Origin of the sequence: Flavobacterium enshiense, assembly GCF_022836875.1 — a bacterium.
GTDB classification, from domain to species: Bacteria; Bacteroidota; Bacteroidia; order Flavobacteriales; family Flavobacteriaceae; genus Flavobacterium; species Flavobacterium enshiense_A.
The window spans coordinates 438,563-458,207 of record NZ_CP090376.1 but is presented as its reverse complement, the minus strand read 5'-3'; the positions used below and the strand labels follow the sequence as shown (position 1 = coordinate 458,207).

Annotated in this window: 18 protein-coding genes; 12 read left to right on the top strand and 6 right to left on the bottom strand. The window is 39.2% G+C overall.

Annotated features, from left to right (window positions below):
• Positions 1–18: 18 nt before the first annotated feature.
• Complete coding sequence (locus LZF87_RS02090; protein WP_244340935.1) at positions 19–450, bottom strand: TerB family tellurite resistance protein; 432 nt, start codon at positions 448–450, stop codon at positions 19–21.
• 140 nt (positions 451–590) lie between these two features.
• Here LZF87_RS02090 and LZF87_RS02085 point away from each other — a divergent pair, with 140 nt between their 5' ends.
• From LZF87_RS02085 to LZF87_RS02075, 3 genes are read left to right on the top strand one after another with little or no spacing between them, the layout of a single operon-like run.
• Positions 591–1,184: a HupE/UreJ family protein gene (locus LZF87_RS02085; RefSeq protein ID WP_244340933.1), complete on the top strand. Its 594-nt coding sequence runs from the start codon at positions 591–593 to the stop codon at positions 1,182–1,184.
• Between the two features lie 7 nt (positions 1,185–1,191).
• Positions 1,192–1,626 (top strand): deoxycytidylate deaminase, encoded by a 435-nt coding sequence (locus LZF87_RS02080; RefSeq protein ID WP_244340929.1) that lies wholly within the window; start codon positions 1,192–1,194, stop codon positions 1,624–1,626.
• A 6-nt stretch (positions 1,627–1,632) separates the two neighbouring features.
• Positions 1,633–3,207 carry a S41 family peptidase gene (locus tag LZF87_RS02075; protein WP_244340927.1) on the top strand — a complete coding sequence of 525 codons (1,575 nt, stop codon included), beginning with the start codon at positions 1,633–1,635 and terminating at the stop codon, positions 3,205–3,207.
• A 39-nt stretch (positions 3,208–3,246) separates the two neighbouring features.
• Here LZF87_RS02075 and LZF87_RS02070 read toward each other — a convergent pair whose 3' ends face one another.
• From LZF87_RS02070 to LZF87_RS02060, 3 genes are all read right to left on the bottom strand, one after another.
• Complete coding sequence (locus LZF87_RS02070; protein WP_244340912.1) at positions 3,247–3,855, bottom strand: FAD-dependent oxidoreductase; 609 nt, start codon at positions 3,853–3,855, stop codon at positions 3,247–3,249.
• Between the two features lie 3 nt (positions 3,856–3,858).
• Positions 3,859–4,059 carry a hypothetical protein gene (locus LZF87_RS02065; RefSeq protein ID WP_244340900.1) on the bottom strand — a complete coding sequence of 67 codons (201 nt, stop codon included), beginning with the start codon at positions 4,057–4,059 and terminating at the stop codon, positions 3,859–3,861.
• 120 nt (positions 4,060–4,179) lie between these two features.
• Positions 4,180–4,755: a MarC family protein gene (locus LZF87_RS02060; RefSeq protein WP_244340892.1), complete on the bottom strand. Its 576-nt coding sequence runs from the start codon at positions 4,753–4,755 to the stop codon at positions 4,180–4,182.
• 135 nt (positions 4,756–4,890) lie between these two features.
• Between LZF87_RS02060 and LZF87_RS02055 the strand changes: the two genes are divergently transcribed.
• The 9 genes from LZF87_RS02055 (at position 4,891) to LZF87_RS02015 (ending at position 16,007) form a co-directional block, all read left to right on the top strand.
• Entirely contained in the window at positions 4,891–5,457 is a 567-nt protein-coding gene (locus LZF87_RS02055; protein WP_244340886.1) for a DUF3109 family protein, read from the top strand.
• A 269-nt stretch (positions 5,458–5,726) separates the two neighbouring features.
• Entirely contained in the window at positions 5,727–6,704 is a 978-nt protein-coding gene (locus tag LZF87_RS02050; protein WP_244340874.1) for a ribonucleotide-diphosphate reductase subunit beta, read from the top strand.
• 69 nt (positions 6,705–6,773) lie between these two features.
• Positions 6,774–9,176 carry a ribonucleoside-diphosphate reductase subunit alpha gene (locus tag LZF87_RS02045; RefSeq protein WP_244340850.1) on the top strand — a complete coding sequence of 801 codons (2,403 nt, stop codon included), beginning with the start codon at positions 6,774–6,776 and terminating at the stop codon, positions 9,174–9,176.
• 182 nt (positions 9,177–9,358) lie between these two features.
• The gene (locus tag LZF87_RS02040; protein WP_244340841.1) at positions 9,359–10,264 is read left to right on the top strand and encodes a T9SS type A sorting domain-containing protein; all 906 of its coding nucleotides are present in this window, start codon (positions 9,359–9,361) and stop codon (positions 10,262–10,264) included.
• Positions 10,265–10,462: 198 nt separating this feature from the next.
• Entirely contained in the window at positions 10,463–10,690 is a 228-nt protein-coding gene (locus LZF87_RS02035) for a hypothetical protein (RefSeq protein ID WP_244340839.1), read from the top strand.
• A gap of 24 nt (positions 10,691–10,714) precedes the next feature.
• Positions 10,715–11,425: an AAA family ATPase gene (locus tag LZF87_RS02030; RefSeq protein ID WP_244340837.1), complete on the top strand. Its 711-nt coding sequence runs from the start codon at positions 10,715–10,717 to the stop codon at positions 11,423–11,425.
• On the top strand, positions 11,426–11,872 hold the full coding sequence (locus LZF87_RS02025) for a GNAT family N-acetyltransferase (protein ID WP_244340835.1): 447 nt from the start codon (positions 11,426–11,428) through the stop codon (positions 11,870–11,872). It begins immediately after the preceding gene.
• Between the two features lie 60 nt (positions 11,873–11,932).
• Positions 11,933–13,273: a deoxyguanosinetriphosphate triphosphohydrolase gene (locus LZF87_RS02020; RefSeq protein WP_244343691.1), complete on the top strand. Its 1,341-nt coding sequence runs from the start codon at positions 11,933–11,935 to the stop codon at positions 13,271–13,273.
• Positions 13,274–13,352: 79 nt separating this feature from the next.
• Positions 13,353–16,007, top strand: coding sequence for a T9SS-dependent M36 family metallopeptidase (locus LZF87_RS02015; protein WP_244340833.1), 2,655 nt, complete (start codon positions 13,353–13,355; stop codon positions 16,005–16,007).
• A gap of 861 nt (positions 16,008–16,868) precedes the next feature.
• Here LZF87_RS02015 and LZF87_RS02010 read toward each other — a convergent pair.
• A complete protein-coding gene (locus LZF87_RS02010; RefSeq protein WP_244340831.1) occupies positions 16,869–17,828 on the bottom strand; it encodes a DUF3078 domain-containing protein in 960 nt (319 codons plus the stop codon).
• A 40-nt stretch (positions 17,829–17,868) separates the two neighbouring features.
• Entirely contained in the window at positions 17,869–19,638 is a 1,770-nt protein-coding gene (locus LZF87_RS02005; protein WP_244340829.1) for a 1-deoxy-D-xylulose-5-phosphate synthase, read from the bottom strand.
• Between the last annotated feature and the right edge of the window lie 7 nt (positions 19,639–19,645).

The following is a 19,645-nucleotide window of genomic DNA, read 5'->3' as shown; positions in this document are numbered from 1 at the left end:
CCGATTCCGGGAGTTTTTTTATTTATTCATGTGCTGCATCTCATATAAAAATGTATCCAGATCTACATTTAGTACCAAAAGGGATAATGCTTTTTCAACAATTAATTTTACGTTGCCCGGAGTGAAACCAAGGGCTAAAGCAAATTTTGCCAAGAGGTCCTTTTGTTTTGGACCCAAAACGTGGTCGACAAATACCATTCGGGATAAATCATATAAGCGCTCCAGTCGGTGAATATAAATGGACGGTGCGTTAATGGGGTATTTCATGGGGTTTTCCATGATTTCCTCGTATTCGTCTTTGGAAATCTCCAGTTTGACTGCAAGCTTGTCCAGGAACGCCTTTGCTTCGGTACTCATGTCGCCATCGGCCATGGCTACTCTTACAATAGCAGAGAAATGACCTTTGTTACGACTCTTGAATTCGCTATCAAATAAATCTGAAATTGACATAGATGTGTGTTTTTGTTTAACTCAAATTTACGAATTTTCTGTTTCCTTCGGATTAAATTGGTAAGCTTTTCTTAACGGAAGAAAGCAATTATCAAAATAAGTTGTAAGTTTGATAACCCAATCTTAAAAAACTGTTTTGAATGTCCGAATTTCTAACGTATTTTAATATCGGCCTGCATCATGTGCTGGATATTAATGCTTACGATCATATATTGTTTCTGATTGCCCTGGTTACTCCATATGCCTTTAAAGACTGGAAAAGAGTACTTATACTGGTGTCATTGTTTACGCTTGGTCATACATTGTCACTGATTCTTTCTGTTTTTGGTGTGGTTTACATCAAACCCGGACTGGTAGAGTTTTTAATTCCAATTACTATTTTAGTTACTGCTTTGTTTAATTTGTTTACGGCGGGAAAATCGGGTAAAAACGAAAGCATTACGTTTATAGCCATGGTAACGGTTTTTTTTGGGATCATTCACGGATTAGGTTTTTCAAGCTATTTTAAATCGATACTGCCGGGGAGTGCTACCGAAAAATTGGTTCCAACATTGGAATTTGCCGTAGGAATTGAAGCGGCACAGATTATAGTAGTGTTAGCGGTTTTGATAATATCCTATATTGTGCAGACGTTTTTCAGGTTTTCAAAACGGGACTGGTCTTTGGTTATGTCGGCTTTTGTGGCCGGAGTTGTGCTGCCGATGATAATTGAAAGTGATATTTGGAACAGATAATTTGATAATGAAAGTAGAGAAGAAAGAAAAATACGATAAAGCTTATTTGCGCATTGCTAAAGAATGGGGGCAATTGTCCTATTGTCAGCGCAAAAAAGTAGGAGCAATTATAGTAAAAGACCGAATGATTATTTCCGATGGATACAATGGGACACCATCAGGGTTTGAAAATTGCTGTGAAGATGATGAAGGGCTGACTAAATGGTATGTGCTTCATGCCGAGGCTAATGCGATTTCCAAAGTGGCCCGTTCCACCCAGTCGTGTGAAGGAGCTACGTTGTATATTACGCTTTCGCCTTGCAAGGAATGCAGTAAACTGATTCATCAGTCGGGTGTGAAACGTGTGGTATATCACGAAGGGTATAAGGACGATTCCGGATTGGATTTTTTGAGAAAAGCCGGTGTTGAGGTAGATATCATTACTGAATTGGATTTGGATTAAGAGATAATGAGAGTTAAAAAAATATACTTGCCGATTATTCTTGCAACGGCTTTGGCGGTGGGCGTACTCATTGGTGGTTACCTGAATTTTTCGGGACCAGGCAGAGGATTTACGTCGAATTCGAACCGAAGCAAGCTGAATAAGCTTATCGAACTAATTGAAAGCGAGTATGTTGATGATGTGAATACCGATTCGATTGTAGATTTGACGGTAAACGGAATCCTGGAGAAACTGGATCCGCATTCGGTATACATTGCGAAAGGCGAAATGGAGCAGGTGTCCCAAAGCATGAAGGGAGATTTTGTGGGTATTGGTGTAAATTTCTATATGTATAACGATACGGTTGCCATCATTAAGCCGATTGAAAAAGGGCCATCGGAAGCAGCCGGATTAAAAGCCGGTGACCGAATTCTGTACGCCGGTAAAACAAAACTCTTCGGAAGGAAATTGCCAAGCGACAGTTTGTTTTCAAAACTGAAAGGGGAAGAAGGTTCGAAAGTGCAACTGACCATCTATAGAAAATCAGAAAATAAAAAATTCAACGTTACTATTACCCGAGGAGTCATACCGATAAAAAGCGTGGATATTGCCACTATGTTGGATAAGAAGACCGGTTACATTAAAGTTAACCGTTTTGCCGAAACCACCTATAAAGAATTTCATAACGGTTTGCTTGGATTAAAAAAACAAGGAGCAACGGAGCTTATTGTTGATGTTCGCGACAATGGAGGCGGTTATATGGAAATGGCAGACGAGATAGCCGACGAATTCCTCAAGAATGACGAACTCATTGTAAAAACAAAAAATAAAAAAGGCAATATCGATAAGACCTATGCTACAGAAGCCGGGAATTTCGAGAACGGAAAAGTCTATGTGCTGATCAACGAAAATACGGCCTCGGCGAGCGAGATTTTGGCTGGTGCCATTCAGGATAACGACAGAGGTACTATTGTAGGACGTCGTTCTTTTGGAAAAGGTCTGGTGCAAAAAGAAATACCATTGGGTGATGGTTCGGCGGTGCGATTAACGGTGGCGAGATATTATACGCCTTCGGGACGTTCAATCCAAAAGCCTTATAATCATGGGACGGAAGAATATTTTAATGATTTTCAAAAACGTTTTGTGAGTGGGGAGCTTTTTGCTGCTGACAGTATAAAAGTGGCCGACAGTTTAAAGTTCAAGACCAAAAAAGGGCGTATCGTTTATGGTGGCGGAGGGATAATTCCCGATGTTTTTGTGCCGATTGAAGGCGGTCACGGCGATGAGGCTTTAGGGATGTTGATGCAATCCGGACTGCTGAGTTACTTCGTCTTTGAACAATTGGATAAAGATCGAAAAGTATTCCAAAACCTTACGTTTCCTCAATTAGTGCAAAAATTAGAGGCGACGGATGTGTACTTCCAGAACTTCAAAAGCTATATTTCGAAAAGCGGATTGGTTATTAATATGGATAATCAGAAACCAACTGTAAAACGGTTTATAGCTGCTGAATTTGCAAGACAGCTGTTCGATGAAAGCAAGTATTTCGAGATGGTGCTGAAAGAAGATGCGATGATAAAAACAGTATTGAAAAAGAAATAAAGAAAAAGGGTTTTCCAAATACGAAAACCCTTTTTTGATTTATTTACGGATGCTGTCGTGTGAATGTGTTTCAATGCCGTCATTCCACAAAACCAACAAGTCTGTTGCTACTGCGGCTCCGCTTCCGGCAGCTATGGTGAGCTGGCTGCGGTGTCCGGCCAAGGTACCGCAAACGTAAATACCGTCTGCAACCTTATGGTCGATGTTTTTGAGTTGGATTCGGTTTTTTTCAGCCAACGATTTTTTGTGCGGTTCGATGTAGTGCATTAAGCCTTCAATTGCAAACAGATTGGAAGAGCCAATAGCAACCACAATATTTTTTGAAGTGTACGATTTTTTATTGGTGTGGACGGTAAAATTTCCGGCTTCCCCTTCTACTTTAAGTGCTTTCTCGTCTTCTATCTGTTGAACATGCGGATAGATATCCGCTAAATGGTGCGTACTCTCAGTTAGTAACTCGGAACCTAATTTCCCATTCGGGATCCCATATGCATTATGAAAAATAGCATCCTGTAATGAGGATGCTTTCTGATGGGTTATGATTCCGATTTGTTTTTCGGCAGCAAAAGCTTTTTTACGGGCAGACCCCAAAATCAGGGCACAGGAAACACCTGAAACGCCGCCACCAATGATAAGGACGTCAAACATAAATTAATTTCCTCGGGTTTTCTCGTCAATCAGTTTTGACATACGGAAAATCAATAAAATGCAAACCGCGCATAATGAAGCGGCAATTCCGATCAATGCGACTAAACTGTTGCCTTCGAAAAGGTTCTTGAAATCAAGTAATGTAACGTTGAAAATAACCAGACCTAAGGCTAGGGCAATCATGATATAGGTAAAAATTTTCATTTTTGCTATTTAATTTGTTAAACGTATTTGATGTAATTTGTGTATGCGTTGTCTTTGGTAAGGAAAATCGCGTGCTTTTGGAAAGCTGTCAAATAATAGGTGAAATTAGTAAAAATCTGGCTAAACGAACAAACCTTTAACATTGCCGGCAAATAATTTAACAGCAATGGCTAAAAGTATTACGCCAAAGACTTTTCGGATAACGCCAAGACCTGTTTTTCCTAACAAATGTTCGATTTTCCCGGATAATTTTAATACGACATAAACAATGATGATGTTGATGAGAATCGCGATTACAATGTTTATCGATGCGTATTGTGCTCGAAGGGAAAGCAAAGTGGTCATGGTCCCTGCCCCGGCTATGAGGGGAAAGGCCAAAGGGACAATGCTGGCTGTTTTGGGTTCTTCATCTTTGTATATACTTATGCCTAGGATCATTTCGAGTGCCAGAAAAAACAATATAAAGGAACCGGCCACTGCAAAGGATTTTACATCCACTCCCATGAATTTCAGGATTTCTTCCCCTACAAAAAGAAAGGTAATCATGATGATTCCTGAGACAATCGATGCTTTTTCCGATTGAATGTGTCCCACTTTCGTGCGCAAATCCACTATGATGGGAATCGTTCCCACAATGTCGATTACCGCAAAAAGTACCATTCCGATCGTTAAAATTTCTTTCCAGTCAAATCCCATAAGGCTGTGGTTTTTTTGATGGCGCAAAAGTATTTCTTTCCGAAACTAAATTTAACTAATAAATCGTTAATTTTTGATATTTAGGAAAATATGGTTTTAAACTTTGTAACTTTGCGGCAAATACAAGTTTTAATTATGTTTCAGTTAGGGAAAACCATAGTGTCGGAGGAGATTTTAGAGAAGGAGTTTGTGTGCAATTTGTCTGCTTGTAAAGGGGCTTGTTGTGTGGATGGAGATGCCGGTGCACCTTTAACGGAAGAAGAAACAAAAATTTTAGCCGAAATTTTCCCGAAAGTAAAACCCTTTTTGCGTCCGGAAGGCATTGCGGCCATCGAGGAGCAAGGTACTTTTGTAGTGGGAGAAGACGGTGAGTTTGAGACGACACTTATAGACGGTGCTGATTGTGCATATGTGATTTTCGACGGAAAGACCGCGCTTTGTGGTATCGAGCAGGCTTATAATCAAGGTTTGGTCGACTGGAAAAAACCGGTTTCCTGTCATTTATATCCTGTCCGTGTTAAGGAGTTTTCAGAGTTTTCTGCGGTGAATTATCATAAATGGCATATTTGCGATGATGCCTGTTCACTTGGAAAAGAACTGGGGGTTCCGGTATACAAATTTGTCAAGGAAGCTCTTGTTCGAAAATTTGGTCAGGAGTGGTATTCGGAATTGGAAAAAGTAGCCGAAGAACTTGAAAAATAAGCCCTCATTTTTTAGATTGTTAATAAGCTTTTGAGCCTTTGTTTTTACTGTGTTTTTGGTGAAATACCAAAAAAGGTGTATATTTGTAAAATACTGAAAAACAGTGTTTTATGATGTAAAATTTAAGTCAGAAAGAAAATTCTTCATTGTTAAAAACTCGGTCAAATTGTGAATAAGTTTGACTTTCTTTTTACAATTCAAATAACAATCTTTGTAAACCCCAATCTAGTTAATTAATCAATTTTTAATCCTATAAAAGTCAGCATACTATGTCAGTAGTCGAACCTATATTGCAAGAAAACAAAGATCGTTTCGTGATTTTCCCTATCAAACATCATGATATCTGGGAATGGTACAAGAAATCGCAAGCCAGTTTCTGGACTGCGGAAGAAATTGACTTGCATCAGGATTTAACCGACTGGAACACTAAGCTGAATGATGAAGAAAAGTATTTCATCAAGCATATCCTGGCGTTCTTTGCTGCTTCAGACGGAATCGTAAACGAGAATTTAGCGGAGAATTTCGTAAATGAAGTGCAGTACCCGGAAGCTAAATTTTTCTATGGTTTCCAAATCATGATGGAAAACATTCACAGTGAGACTTATTCATTGTTGATTGATACCTATGTGAAAAATGAAGAGGAAAAAGACCAGTTGTTCCATGCTATCGATGTGTTTCCGGCAATCAAGAAAAAAGCCGAATGGGCATTAAAATGGATTGAGTCGGATTCGTTCGCCGAAAGATTGATCGCTTTCGCGGCGGTGGAAGGTATCTTCTTTTCCGGAGCATTCTGTTCTATTTTCTGGTTGAAAAAACGCGGATTGATGCCGGGCTTAACGTTTTCCAACGAGTTGATTTCCCGTGATGAAGGAGTTCATTGTGATTTCGCGGTGCACTTGCATAACCATCACTTGGTAAATAAGGTTTCTAAATCAAGAATTACCGAGATTATCACCGATGCGTTGAATATCGAGAGAGAGTTTATCACTGAATCATTGCCGGTAAGTTTGATCGGAATGAACTCAGTGCTAATGACACAATATCTAGAGTTTGTGGCCGACCGATTATTGGTGGAGTTAGGTTGTGCGAAAGTGTACAACTCAGCCAATCCGTTTGATTTCATGGATATGATTTCGCTTCAAGGGAAAACCAATTTCTTCGAAAAACGAGTGTCAGAATACCAAAAAGCAGGAGTGTTGAACAAAGACACTGATTCGCAAAAAATTAGCTTCGACGCTGATTTTTAATGAAATAAAAAATAGACAATTCACGGCCAAGCGCCATTATAAATAGATAACCTTCAAAACAGTAACCCTATGTATGTAGTAAAAAGAGACGGAAGAAGAGAACTGGTAATGTTCGATAAGATTACGGACCGAGTTAGAATCCTATGTTATGGATTAAATGATTTGGTTGATCCGGTAAAAGTGGCTATGCGCGTTATTGAAGGTTTGTACGACGGAGTAACCACTTCCGAATTGGATAATCTAGCGGCTGAAACTGCGGCTTCCATGACGGTAACTCATCCGGATTATGCGCAATTGGCAGCGCGTATTGCTGTTTCCAACTTGCATAAAAACACGAAAAAATCGTTCTCGGAAACGATGTCCGATATGTATCATTACGTGAATCCGAGAACAGGGCAGGATTCGCCTTTGTTGTCTGATGAAGTATATGAAGCTATTATGGCTAATGCGGAAATCCTTGATTCTACAATTATCTATAATCGTGATTTCAACTACGATTATTTCGGATTTAAAACCTTAGAGCGCTCGTATTTATTACGCATAAACGGAAAGATTGTTGAGCGTCCGCAGCACATGTTAATGCGTGTGTCTGTTGGAATCCACTTAAATGATATTCCTGCTGCGATTGAAACGTATGAGTTGATGTCGAAGAAATTCTTCACGCATGCAACGCCAACGCTTTTCAATGCCGGAACACCAAAACCGCAAATGTCGTCTTGTTTCCTGTTGACTATGCAGGATGACAGTATCGACGGAATTTATGATACATTAAAACAAACAGCTAAAATCTCGCAATCAGCGGGAGGAATCGGTTTGTCTATCCATAATGTAAGAGCGACAGGTTCTTATATCCGCGGAACTAACGGAACTTCAAACGGTATCGTACCGATGTTGCGCGTATTCAACGATACGGCTCGTTATGTAGATCAGGGTGGAGGAAAACGTAAAGGAAGTTTTGCGATTTACATCGAACCTTGGCATGCCGATATTTTCGATTTCCTGGATTTGAAGAAAAACCACGGAAAAGAAGAAATGCGAGCGCGTGATTTGTTCTTCGCCATGTGGATGAACGATTTGTTCATGAAACGTGTGCAGGATGATGCACATTGGACGTTAATGTGTCCGAACGAATGTCCGGGATTGTATGATGTATACGGCGATGAGTTCGATGCGATGTACATTAAATATGAACAAGCCGGAAAAGGAAGAAAAACTATCAAAGCCCGTGAGCTTTGGGAGAAAATCCTTGAATCGCAAATTGAGACAGGAACGCCATACATGCTTTATAAAGATGCGGCGAACCGTAAATCAAACCAGAAAAATTTAGGAACTATCCGTTCATCAAATTTATGTACGGAGATTTTAGAATATACGTCTGCTGATGAAATTGCAGTATGTAACTTGGCATCGATTTCATTGCCAATGTTCGTGGAAAACGGACAGTTCAATCATGAGTTGTTGTATGATGTAACCAAACGTGTTACACGCAACCTGAACAAGGTGATCGACAGAAATTATTATCCGGTGCAGGAAGCTGAAAATTCGAATCTGCGTCACCGTCCTGTAGGATTGGGCGTGCAAGGTTTGGCGGATGCATTCATTTTGATGAGAATGCCGTTTACCTCGGATGAAGCTAAAAAATTAAACCAGGAAATTTTCGAAACCATTTATTTCGCAGCGGTTACTACTTCGATGGAAATGGCTAAAGAAGAAGGTCCATACTCAACATTTGCAGGATCGCCTATTTCTCAGGGTGAATTCCAATATAATCTTTGGGGATTAAACGACGGTGACTTAAGCGGTCGTTGGGACTGGACTTCACTTCGTAAAGAAGTAATGGAGCACGGTGTTCGCAACTCGTTGTTGATGGCTCCGATGCCAACAGCTTCTACGTCACAAATCCTTGGAAACAACGAAGCGTTTGAACCGTATACTTCCAATATTTATACACGTCGTGTATTGTCTGGCGAGTTTATCGTTGTAAACAAGCATTTGTTGCATGATTTAGTGAGCTTAGGATTGTGGAATGAGACGCTGAAACAGGAAATCATGCGTGCCAACGGTTCGATTCAGGATATCAACGGAATTCCGCAGGATATCAAGGAATTGTACAAAACGGTTTGGGAAATGAGTATGAAAGATATTATCGACATGTCTCGTCAGCGTGGTTATTTCATTGACCAGTCACAATCATTGAACCTGTTCATGGAAGGGGCTACGTTTTCTAAACTGACATCAATGCACTTTTACGCTTGGCAGTCTGGTTTGAAAACGGGAATGTACTATTTGAGAACTAAATCTGCAGTAGATGCGATCAAGTTCACATTGAGCAACGATAAAAAATCAGAAACAGTACCTGTGCCGGCTGAAGTAGCCAACGAAAGCGCACCGATGTCTGAAGATGAATTCAGAGCGATGCTGGAACGTTCTAAAACTGCAGGACCTGAAGATTGCGAAATGTGTGGTTCATAATAACAGGATTTGATTTGTAATTTGAATAGAAAGCAGCCGTCATTTGACGGCTGTTTTTATTTTACCGCAAGCTTTTGAAGTGTTTTTCATTTTTTGTGGTAATTTCCTTCTTTAGAATCATTTGAAAAATTTTCGTAACTTTATGATTGTCAATAAAATAGATAATTAAAAAAGATGAAGGTATGAAAACACTATTTACTTTGGTTCTTATTTTGTCGGTAACTTACAACGTTTATTCCCAAGTATTGTATAATGAAAATTTTGAATCTTATACAGCTGGAGATTTTGCTGACCAAGCTACATCTATTGCTTATGGGTCGCCTTATGATGCTTTTGAAGTAATTCAGGATGGAACAGGGAAAAGATTAAGTATTCGTCCTGATTGCATTCTTTATATAAATTTAGAGCAGTGGCCTTTACGAAACTCTGGAAATAATGTTTTAGAGGTGGAATTTGATTACTTTACAGGTCCTGACTCTGATTTCACCGCAAGGGGAGGATTAGCTCTTCTAGCTGATCAGACGCAAACGATTGGAGTCATGATGCGGTATAATTCAAAGGTTGTTTACGCTGCTAATAATCTGAGTCAGGAACGGGAATTGGGGGATGGCAATACAAGTGTTGTATTGCCGAAAAATGTATGGTTAAGGTTGATGTTTTCGTATAACACGGTTACTAGAGAGGCTATTTTTAAAGGTCCTGGGTTTTATAAGGTGTTTCCTGATTTTACTCAGGCGAATAATTATACCCGATATTGGGTTGGGTATTTGGGTTACCCCGCCTATCCTATTCGATTTAATTATGATAATGTGGTGGTGAAAGCCGTTCCGTCCTCTACTTTAGGAACCGAGGTGTCATTGCAGGGACAGGAGGGTTTACAATTGTATCCAAATCCTGCCACCGATTATGTGATGGTTGAAACTTCAGATAAGATTTTGAACGTGTATATTTATGATGTTGAAGGCAAACGATCAGAGTTGGTGTTAAATGACGGCAAGATTGATATTTCGCAATTTCCAGCAGGAAACTATATTGTAGGTTTGAAAACCGACAAAGGATTTGTTTCTCAAAAGATTATTAAGCGCTAGTAATCTTTATCAGTCATAGTTATGATGCAGGAGATAACTATTTATCTGAAATAGTAAATTAAAGTGCAAAATTATTTTAGTGCAGTTCTTCAATAATTTTAAAAATATAAGCAAACAGCTGTCATTAAGACGGCTGTTTTTTATTTTACGGCAAATCGACGCACTCTTCGTACCTTTGTAATTCTAAAAATGACAATCATGACAAAAGACAAGAAAAAAGGTGTTTACACTGGAATCATTGAACAAGATGCTGACGGGAATTATTTCTGCGGGGAATATTTATTGGATTATCAGTATACCGTAGCTAACTTTAAACTGGGTGATGAAATCAATATCAAATCGGTAATAGAAAATCCGAGTGATAAAAGTTATGATCAATACCCAAAGAAATCGCGAAATTTCTTCCTGTCCAACCAAAAAGAATAAGATTTATTATTAAAACTTTTGCCATTGAGTAATTTATATTTCATAGACCGAAGCAATGTTAAGCTGGAAGATGTGGTTTTTAACGAAGCAGTGTCCGAACAGATCGGTCAGTTCCTGAAAGAATACCAATTCCGTGAAGTGCTGGAAAAGTACGATTTGCCGGTCGTAAATAAAATGCTTTTGTACGGCAAAACCGGCTGCGGGAAAACCATGACGGCTAAAGCTATTGCGAAACAGTTGGATAAGAAATTGATTATTGTCAATCTGGCCAGTATTGTTTCTTCTAAATTGGGGGAAACCGCTAAAAACGTCGAAGGATTGTTTAAGGAGGTCAATTACGAAAGCGCCGTGTTGTTTTTCGATGAATTTGATTCGTTGGGTCAGATCCGAGATTACGACAATAAGGACAGCAGCGAAATGAAACGTGTTGTAAACGCAATTCTGCAGTTGATTGATAATTTCCCTAAGAAATCGATCCTGATTGCAGCAACCAATCAGATTCAAATGATCGATGATGCGCTTGTACGTCGTTTTGAACTGAAACTTGAATTCACATCTCCTTCAAACGAGGTGTTGGATAACTATTATGATACATTATTGTCGAAATATCCGGTTCAATTTCAGCAGTTGGACCGTATTTACGATGTTTCCTTTGCCGAAGCTAAGAGCCAGGTTTTCAAATCGGTAAAAAACAATATTATTCAGGCGGAGATCCACAAACAGGCAAATAAATAAATGATGATACTCCTTCGAACGACTTCGGAAAACCAGGATTTCAAATACCTTACCCAATTATTTGATACTTATCTGATAGATATTGATGGTGATGAGAAGGATTTCTTCGCACAATACAATCAGATTTACTTCGAAAATGCAATCGTTTGTTACGAAAACAATATTCCGGTAGGATGTGGTGCGCTCAAACCGTACGATTTGCAAACCGGTGAAATCAAACGAATGTTTGTGCATCCGGACCATAGAAATAAAGGTGTGGCTATGGCTGTTTTACAGGAGTTGGAAGTCTGGGCGAAAGAATTGCATTTTACTTCCTGTATACTGGAAACTTCTTTCAAACTTGAAAATGCCATTGCTTTGTATAAAAAAGTTGGCTACCATCAAATACCTAATTACGGTCAATATGTTGGCGTGGAAAGCAGTGTTTGCATGCGAAAAGATTTATAAGAGATTTCGGTTTTCAATTTGTACATTCGTAACGCTAAAAATTTCAAACTTTAGGTTATGATGCAATGGGAACAGCTACTGTCATTAAGGAGACAAGGCGATACGAGTAAACGATTACGAAAAGAACAGGATGATACCCGTCTGGGATTTGAAGTCGACTACGACCGAATCATATTTTCTTCTGCTTTCCGAAGCCTGCAGGATAAAACGCAGGTAATTCCGCTTTCCAAAACTGATTTTGTACATACCCGATTAACGCATAGTTTGGAAGTTTCCGTTGTTGGGCGTTCTCTTGGGCGTTTGGTTGGTAAGCAGCTGCTTGAAAAATACCCTCATTTAAAAGAAGTACACGGTTATCACATGAACGATTTCGGTGCGATTGTGGCGGCAGCTGCGTTGGCGCATGATATCGGGAATCCGCCTTTTGGACATTCCGGGGAAAAGGCTATTGGCGAATATTTTATAACCGGAGCTGGGCAACAATACAAAGAAAAATTAACAGACAAAGAATGGCAGGATTTAATCGATTTTGAAGGGAATGCTAATGGTTTTTCTGTTCTGACAGGTTCTCGTCCTGGTGTGGAAGGAAGTCTGCGTTTGACCTATGCTACCTTAGGTGCTTTTATGAAATATCCGAAAGAAAGCCTTCCTAAAAAACCAACTGCAAACATTGCTGATAAAAAATATGGGTTCTTTCAACAGGACAAGCCGTTTTTCAATGAGGTAGCTTCCGAATTGGGATTGATTTCTAATAAAACCGGAAATGATGTAGGTTTTGAAAGGCATCCTTTGGCTTATTTGGTGGAAGCGGCCGATGATATCTGTTATACGATAATCGATTTCGAAGACGGAATCAACCTTGGTCTGATACAGGAAGAGTTTGCTTTGGAATATCTTATCAAGCTGGTTAAAAATAATATTGATGCTGATAAGTATAAGTCTCTGATCACCAAAGAAGACCGAATCAGTTACCTGCGGGCTTTGGCTATCGGTAGTCTGATAAATGATGCGGTGAAAGTCTTCATAGCTAATGAAAAACTGATACTGGAAGGTAAATTTCCTCATGCTCTAACCGATAAAAGTGAGTTTAAAGCACAGATGAATGATATTATCAAAATCAGTATAAAAAATATTTACCAAAGTAGGGAAGTGGTTGAAAAAGAAGTGGTCGGCTATCAGGTTATCAATACACTTTTGGATAAATTTTCATCGGCCTATAATAATAAATTTGAAGGGAAGTCCAGTAATTATGATGAATTGATACTGAAGTTGTTACCTGAAAAATTTGTAACCGAAAAAATGAGTTTGTATGAACGACTGATGCATATTTGCCATTTTGTTTCGATGCTTACCGATGGAAAGGCTTTGCAGTTATTTAAAATAATCAAGGGAATTAGTTAAATATTTTATTTTTTTTAAAATACGGAATTAATTATTTAATTTTGTGGAACTTAACTACAAAAAATTTAATTAAAAAGCTATGAAAAAAATTACTATCGGGGTGTTTTTGTTAGCTTCGCTTTTTGGGTTTTCTCAAAATCCTTTGGATAAAATTAAAGCGTATGCAAATAAAAACACTGCTAAATCTTCATTACTGACGGAGGATGTTTCTGATTTGGTTATAGTTAATGAATTTAGTTCCGAAACGACGGGAATAAACAATTATCACGTTAAGCAGCGTTGCAACGGGATCGAGGTTTATAATTCGGATTCCAATTTCTTGATTAAAAATGGCCAGGTTTTTAAAGGAGGAGAAGATTTTATTCCTAACATAAAAAGAAAAGTTAATGCTTCTGTTCCGGTATTTGAGGTGCAGGCTGCATTGTTAAATATTCTGCCGCAACTCAATGAAACTAAATTAACTTCTGTTCAAATTCTTGAAAAGTCGCAGTATGAATACAAATTAAGTAATGGGGCGCTTGCAGACTACCCAATCACTGCAGAGTTGGTTTATTTCAAAACGGATGAAAATACGTTGAAATTAGCTTGGGATTATGAGTTTTATTCTCAGGACTTGCAACATTTATGGAATTTGAAAGTTGATGCTTTAACTGGCAAACTTTTAGAGAAAAATGACATGGTGTTGACTTGTAATTTCAGTGGTAATCATGTAGGACATGCTCATTATTCTAATAAATTTACAGAAACTTTCTTTAAAAACAGTTCAGCTGCATTGACCCCAGGAACAACAAATTACCGAGTTATTCCATGGAATTTTGAAAGTCCAAACCATACTTCGAGACAACTTGTTACAAATCCTGAGACTGCCAACGCTTCGCCTAATGGATGGCACAGTACTGTGACTACTATTGGAGGTACTGGCGACTCCTCAAACCAGTTTACTAGGACTCAGGGAAACAATGTCAATGCATACGATGATGTTTATGGGTCTAACACAGTAGGGTCTCAACCTACCGGAACAGGAACTTTCCCTAATCTTACTTTTGATTTTCCTTATCCTGGAACTACGGTAGAGGCTTTTACTTATATGCCTGCGGCTCTTACGAATTTATTCTACATGAATAATATCATGCACGACTTATGGTATCAGTATGGTTTTGATGAGAGAAATAAAAATTTCCAAATGGCCAATTATGGTCGTGGAGGAACAGGGAACGACGCTGTTAATGCAGAGGCACAGGATGGTTCTCAAGCATCACCACCAAACTTAAATAATGCAAACTTTTCTACACCAGCGGAAGGTCAGAAGCCAAGAATGCAAATGTATTTATGGAATGTTGCACCGACGACAACTTTGACTATTAATGCACCATCTGCTGCTGCTGGAGCATATGCTATTGTTGACAATAACTTCAATCCGGGACATGTGGGATTACCGATTGCTCCGGCAGGTTTAAGCGGTACATTAGTATTGTATAATGATGGTACGCCTGACACTTCAGATGCTTGTACAGCGCCTGTTAATGCTGCTGCTTTAAGTGGTAAGATTGCGGTTATCAGAAGAGGTGACTGTGAGTTTATTGCAAAGGTTAAACGCGCTCAACTAGCCGGAGCAATAGCTGTATTAATAGTTAACAATGTTGATGGGAATATTTCCATGGGTGGTGCAGATGGCACTATTACAATTCCGGCAGTAAGTATTAGTAAGGAAGATGGAGAAAAAATCATCGCTGCTTTGACAGCAACTACAACAGGTACAATGTCTGCTCCCGCACCTGGATTTGTTAATTCTGACGGAGATCTGGATAATGGAATCATTGCTCACGAATATGGTCACGGAATTTCAGCAAGATTGTCTGGTAACTGTTTGAATGGTTCTGAACAAATGGGTGAGGGATGGTCAGATTGGTATTGGTTAATGATGCAAATCAAACCAGGAGATACCAGAAACGATGCTAGAGGATTTGCTACTTTCGCTGTGGCTCAACCGCCATCAGGGCCTGGTATTAGACCATTTAGATATTCTCCAAATATGTCTGTAAATCCGTTAACGTACGGAGATACTAATGAGATGTGGTACAACGACGGAAGTCAGGATAGAATAGATGTTCACTCGGTGGGTTCTGTTTGGTGTACTATCTTATGGGATTTAGCTTGGAATTATATCGATAAATACGGTTATGATCCAAATATTTATACAGGTACGGGTGGTAATAACAAAGTGATGCGATTGGTTTTGGACGCTATTAAAATAGATGGCTGTACACCAACGTTTGTAACTGGTCGTGATGCTCTTATTGATGCAGATCAGGCAACTACTGGAGGGCAAAATTATTGTTTGATATGGCAGACATTTGCTAGACGTGGAGTTGGACTTTACGCTGATTCAGGAACTAACTCAGGAGCTGCCGGGATCCAGGATCAGATTGAAGATTTTACAGTACCGGCACCTAAACCGAGCTGTACTCTGGCAGTTGACCAATTCCAAAACGAAAAATCAATTCGTGTGTATCCTAACCCAACAAAAGGTTTGGTGAATATTGCAATCAGTGATTACTCAGGGGAATTATCTATTCAGGTTTTCGACCTAAACGGAAGAAAAGTTTACAGCCAGGATGTTAATAATTTCAGCATTGAAGGTGCTATTCAACTTGGAAACCTTCAGTCAGGTATATATCTGATTAAAGTTAACGGAGAGAATATCAATTATACTCAAAAAATCATTCTTAACTAAGAATACTTTGATACAATCAAAAAGGGAATCCAATTGGATTCCCTTTTTTTGTTTTAAATGAGCACATGTACTTTAAGAGTTATTTCTTCGGCTTTGGTGAATAACCCTTGTAATCGGGATTATGATTGTTCCATATTTTCCAGACACCATCTTTTTTCTTTATGAAATAGGTTTGTTTATTTTAAAATCATATACTTCGAAGTTGGAACGGTTGTCAATGGTATTGATCTTAAAGTTTAGAGCCAAATATCTCTGGAGTGCATCGCTAATCCTTTTTATCAAAGGACTGTCGGCAAACAAGTAATTCTTCAGGTTGGCTAATTCAACGTTTGGAGGCTTTTGGATGCATTTAAATCCCTCTTCGTAGAGTTGAGTGCCAATCTTTCAAATTCTTCTGAAAAAGGCTTGTTTTGATCTGCTTTTAAGTTTGTTTCTTTATTTTATTGATGGGAAAAAAAATCGTTTAGGGAAGGATGTCCTAGAAGGACGGCGAGTTTGTCCAATGTTTTAAGAAATCTCAAATCGGGATTTACTTTTTCCATATAGGGATCATTGAAAATTCGTTGTAGAGTTATGCTGGAAATGGTCAGGCTTGTTTTGCTCTTTTTGGAATTTTTCAGGGAGTTTGCTTTTGTCAGCGCGATTGGAAATGATTTTTGAAAGAACTATGCATTGCGTTCTGCTCCAGTTTAGATTGCTCCCGATAGACTGTATACAACGGAAGGATTTGACCTTATACTCTCCTTGAGTTGGTCAATAATAGATTTCATTTGTTGTTGTGTTCGTGTTTCGGGTTTGTATGTTATTTTAATTCAACAGTTGAGGAATTTAAACTAAAAATGTAAATGTAAGATTTTTAGCTTAAAAAGAATAACTTAGTCCTAAGCCTAATATTTGTTTTAACTGAACCTTTGGTCCTCGCGTTACTACTGCGCCGTCAACTTCATCTTTTGATTTGATATCGTCGTCATAAATCAGGTTCGTGGAAATATTGGCTCGGACATGTGAATTGACGATCATGTTCATCTGCACTTGCCAATCTATGTCTATGTTTCCGAAATTTTTAATGTAATCGGTGTAAAGTACCAGGCGGTGGTCGAGCATAATGTTTTTGAAAATCTCTTTTTTGTACTGATTAGTTACTAAAAAGCCCATTTCAGTTCTTGTTTTTTTACCGTGACTTATAAGGTTTCCATTAGCGTCATAGATTGCTTTGTCAACTCCAAAAGCTCCCTGATCTGCTAAGCGATCGTCTAAAACTAAGGTAGTTTTGAAGGTTAAAGGCGAAATATAGATCCTAAGGCCGTTTTCGCCTTCTTTTTTAAAGTATTCGGTTCCTAGTCCCAAAAATATATAGGCCGGGGCAAAAGGTTTTGAAATGGCTAAATCGGTATTTGGATAAGCATAACCGTTCGTAAATTGGGTGTTAAAATTAAATTTAGCAGAATAATACCAATTCGAGATCGAGTCTGTCTTAAATCCGGCTGTAGAGTTAAACTGAATCACGTCGTCTGTTTTTCTCGCTTCTATTCCGTCTTGTTTGTTTAAACCATAACGGGCAATAAGTTCGTTATGCCATATGAAACGGCCTTTTTTGTACTTTCGGATAAATGCACCTTTTAGAATTCCGGAAATTGCATTTTCTCCACCGGCACTCCAATTTACAAACGCAATCTGAGTTAAATCAAGGCCTAAGTCGTTTTTTGATTCCCATCGTTTAATAGTATCCGGAACTGCTGTTCGGATAACATTTTGGGCGAAACTTTGTTGAAATGCTACAATGCAGATTAATCCTAATAGATAGGTTTTCAAGGTATTCATGGCAACAGGTAGGTTAAATTTGGTGCAAAAATGAACATTTTCAACGACTTGAGAAAATCGTTTCCAAACTATTAACGTCTATGCCGCAAATTTGTTGTTGTTCTAAAATGGTGCCTTGTTCTATAAAAATATCAGGAATTCCCAATTTTTTTACAGATATTGAATAATTGTTCTCCGTGCAGAAAGAAGCAACCATACTTCCAAAACCGCCGATGACAGTTCCTTCCTCGACTGTAATTATATGTTTATGTGTTTCGCAGATTGTCTTTAATGTTTCGTTATCCAACGGCTTTACAAAAGGGAAGTGGTAATGAGAGTATAATTCGCTGTTTTTAGTGTTTTCTAGTGCTGCGGCGACATTGTTGCCTACAAAGCCGGTTGAAAGTATTGCTGTATCAGATCCTTTTCGAAGTTGTTTTGCCTTTCCGATTTCGACTTTCTCAAATGGTTGTTTCCAGTCCAAAATAATGCCTCTGCCGCGCGGATAACGAATGGCAATCGGATGTTCCAGACCGAGTTGGGCAGTGTACATAATGTTGCGTAACTCCAATTCGTCTTTTGGGACAGAAAGTATCATGTTCGGGATGCAATTCAGATAGGCTGTATCGTACGCGCCATGGTGGGTGGCACCGTCTTCTCCAACTAATCCGGCACGGTCCAAACAGAAAATTACCGGTAAATTTTGCAGTGCAACATCGTGTATCAATTGATCGTAGGCTCGTTGCATGAAAGTAGAGTAGATGTTGCAAAAGACGATCATGCCCTGCGTAGCCATACCGGCTGCTAAGGTCACTGCGTGTTGTTCCGCTATCCCAACGTCAATGGCGCGGTCAGGGAAAGCATCCATCATGAATTTCATCGAGGAACCCGTTGGCATGGCGGGTGTGATTCCGATTATTTTTTCGTTTTGTTGTGCTAATTCCACTAAAGTATGTCCGAACACATCCTGAAATTTGGGAGGTAGGTTATCTTCTGATTTCGGCAGAATTTCTCCTGTTTCCTTGTTGAATTTGCCTGGAGCATGGTATTTGACCTGATCTTCTTCAGCCAATTGCATTCCCTTGCCTTTGGTGGTGATGATATGCAGGAACTTAGGTCCTTTTTTATGTTTTAACCGGTTCAATTCTTTCAAAAGCGCGTTAAAATCGTGACCGTCGATTGGACCGGAATAGTCAAAATTCAGCGACTTAATGATGTTGTTAGCTTTTGGATTTTTTCCCTCTTTAACCGAAGTGAGATAATCTTTTAAAGCACCAACACTCGGATCTATTCCAATGGCGTTGTCGTTCAGGATAACCAATAAGTTGGCATCGGTTACACCAGCATGGTTGAGTCCTTCGAACGCCATTCCCGATGCGATGGAAGCATCGCCGATGACTGCAATATGTTGTTTTTCGGTTTCGCCTTTTAAATTCGAGGCCAAAGCCATTCCCAATGCTGCGGAAATCGAAGTGGAAGAATGACCTACACCAAACGTGTCGTAAATACTCTCGCTTCGTTTGGGGAATCCGGAAATTCCATGCAGCTGGCGGTTCGTGTGAAAAACGTCTCTCCGTTCGGTTAATATCTTATGCCCATAAGCCTGATGCCCGACGTCCCAAACCAATAAATCTTCCGGTGTGTTGAAGACGTAGTGAAGCGCAATGGTCAGTTCAATAACGCCTAAACTTGCTCCAAGATGACCTTCTTTACGTGAAACGATGTCGATGATGAATTCGCGCAACTCTTTGGCTAAAGACGGTAATTGCTCCGGCGAAAGTTTTCTTAAGTCGGTTGGGTTATGGATATTTTGTAAGAGATTATCAGACATAAGACAA

Bases quoted from the DNA above. Each gene is read 5' to 3' on its own strand.
- LZF87_RS02090 (WP_244340935.1), bottom strand. From the start codon at position 450: ATGTCAATTTCAGATTTATTTGATAGCGAATTCAAGAGTCGTAACAAA.
- LZF87_RS02085 (WP_244340933.1), top strand. From the start codon at position 591: ATGTCCGAATTTCTAACGTATTTTAATATCGGCCTGCATCATGTGCTG.
- LZF87_RS02080 (WP_244340929.1), top strand. From the start codon at position 1,192: ATGAAAGTAGAGAAGAAAGAAAAATACGATAAAGCTTATTTGCGCATT.
- LZF87_RS02075 (WP_244340927.1), top strand. From the start codon at position 1,633: ATGAGAGTTAAAAAAATATACTTGCCGATTATTCTTGCAACGGCTTTG.
- LZF87_RS02070 (WP_244340912.1), bottom strand. From the start codon at position 3,855: ATGTTTGACGTCCTTATCATTGGTGGCGGCGTTTCAGGTGTTTCCTGT.
- LZF87_RS02065 (WP_244340900.1), bottom strand. From the start codon at position 4,059: ATGAAAATTTTTACCTATATCATGATTGCCCTAGCCTTAGGTCTGGTT.
- LZF87_RS02060 (WP_244340892.1), bottom strand. From the start codon at position 4,755: ATGGGATTTGACTGGAAAGAAATTTTAACGATCGGAATGGTACTTTTT.
- LZF87_RS02055 (WP_244340886.1), top strand. From the start codon at position 4,891: ATGTTTCAGTTAGGGAAAACCATAGTGTCGGAGGAGATTTTAGAGAAG.
- LZF87_RS02050 (WP_244340874.1), top strand. From the start codon at position 5,727: ATGTCAGTAGTCGAACCTATATTGCAAGAAAACAAAGATCGTTTCGTG.
- LZF87_RS02045 (WP_244340850.1), top strand. From the start codon at position 6,774: ATGTATGTAGTAAAAAGAGACGGAAGAAGAGAACTGGTAATGTTCGAT.
- LZF87_RS02040 (WP_244340841.1), top strand. From the start codon at position 9,359: ATGAAAACACTATTTACTTTGGTTCTTATTTTGTCGGTAACTTACAAC.
- LZF87_RS02035 (WP_244340839.1), top strand. From the start codon at position 10,463: ATGACAAAAGACAAGAAAAAAGGTGTTTACACTGGAATCATTGAACAA.
- LZF87_RS02025 (WP_244340835.1), top strand. From the start codon at position 11,426: ATGATGATACTCCTTCGAACGACTTCGGAAAACCAGGATTTCAAATAC.
- LZF87_RS02020 (WP_244343691.1), top strand. From the start codon at position 11,933: ATGCAATGGGAACAGCTACTGTCATTAAGGAGACAAGGCGATACGAGT.
- LZF87_RS02015 (WP_244340833.1), top strand. From the start codon at position 13,353: ATGAAAAAAATTACTATCGGGGTGTTTTTGTTAGCTTCGCTTTTTGGG.
- LZF87_RS02010 (WP_244340831.1), bottom strand. From the start codon at position 17,828: ATGAATACCTTGAAAACCTATCTATTAGGATTAATCTGCATTGTAGCA.
- LZF87_RS02005 (WP_244340829.1), bottom strand. From the start codon at position 19,638: ATGTCTGATAATCTCTTACAAAATATCCATAACCCAACCGACTTAAGA.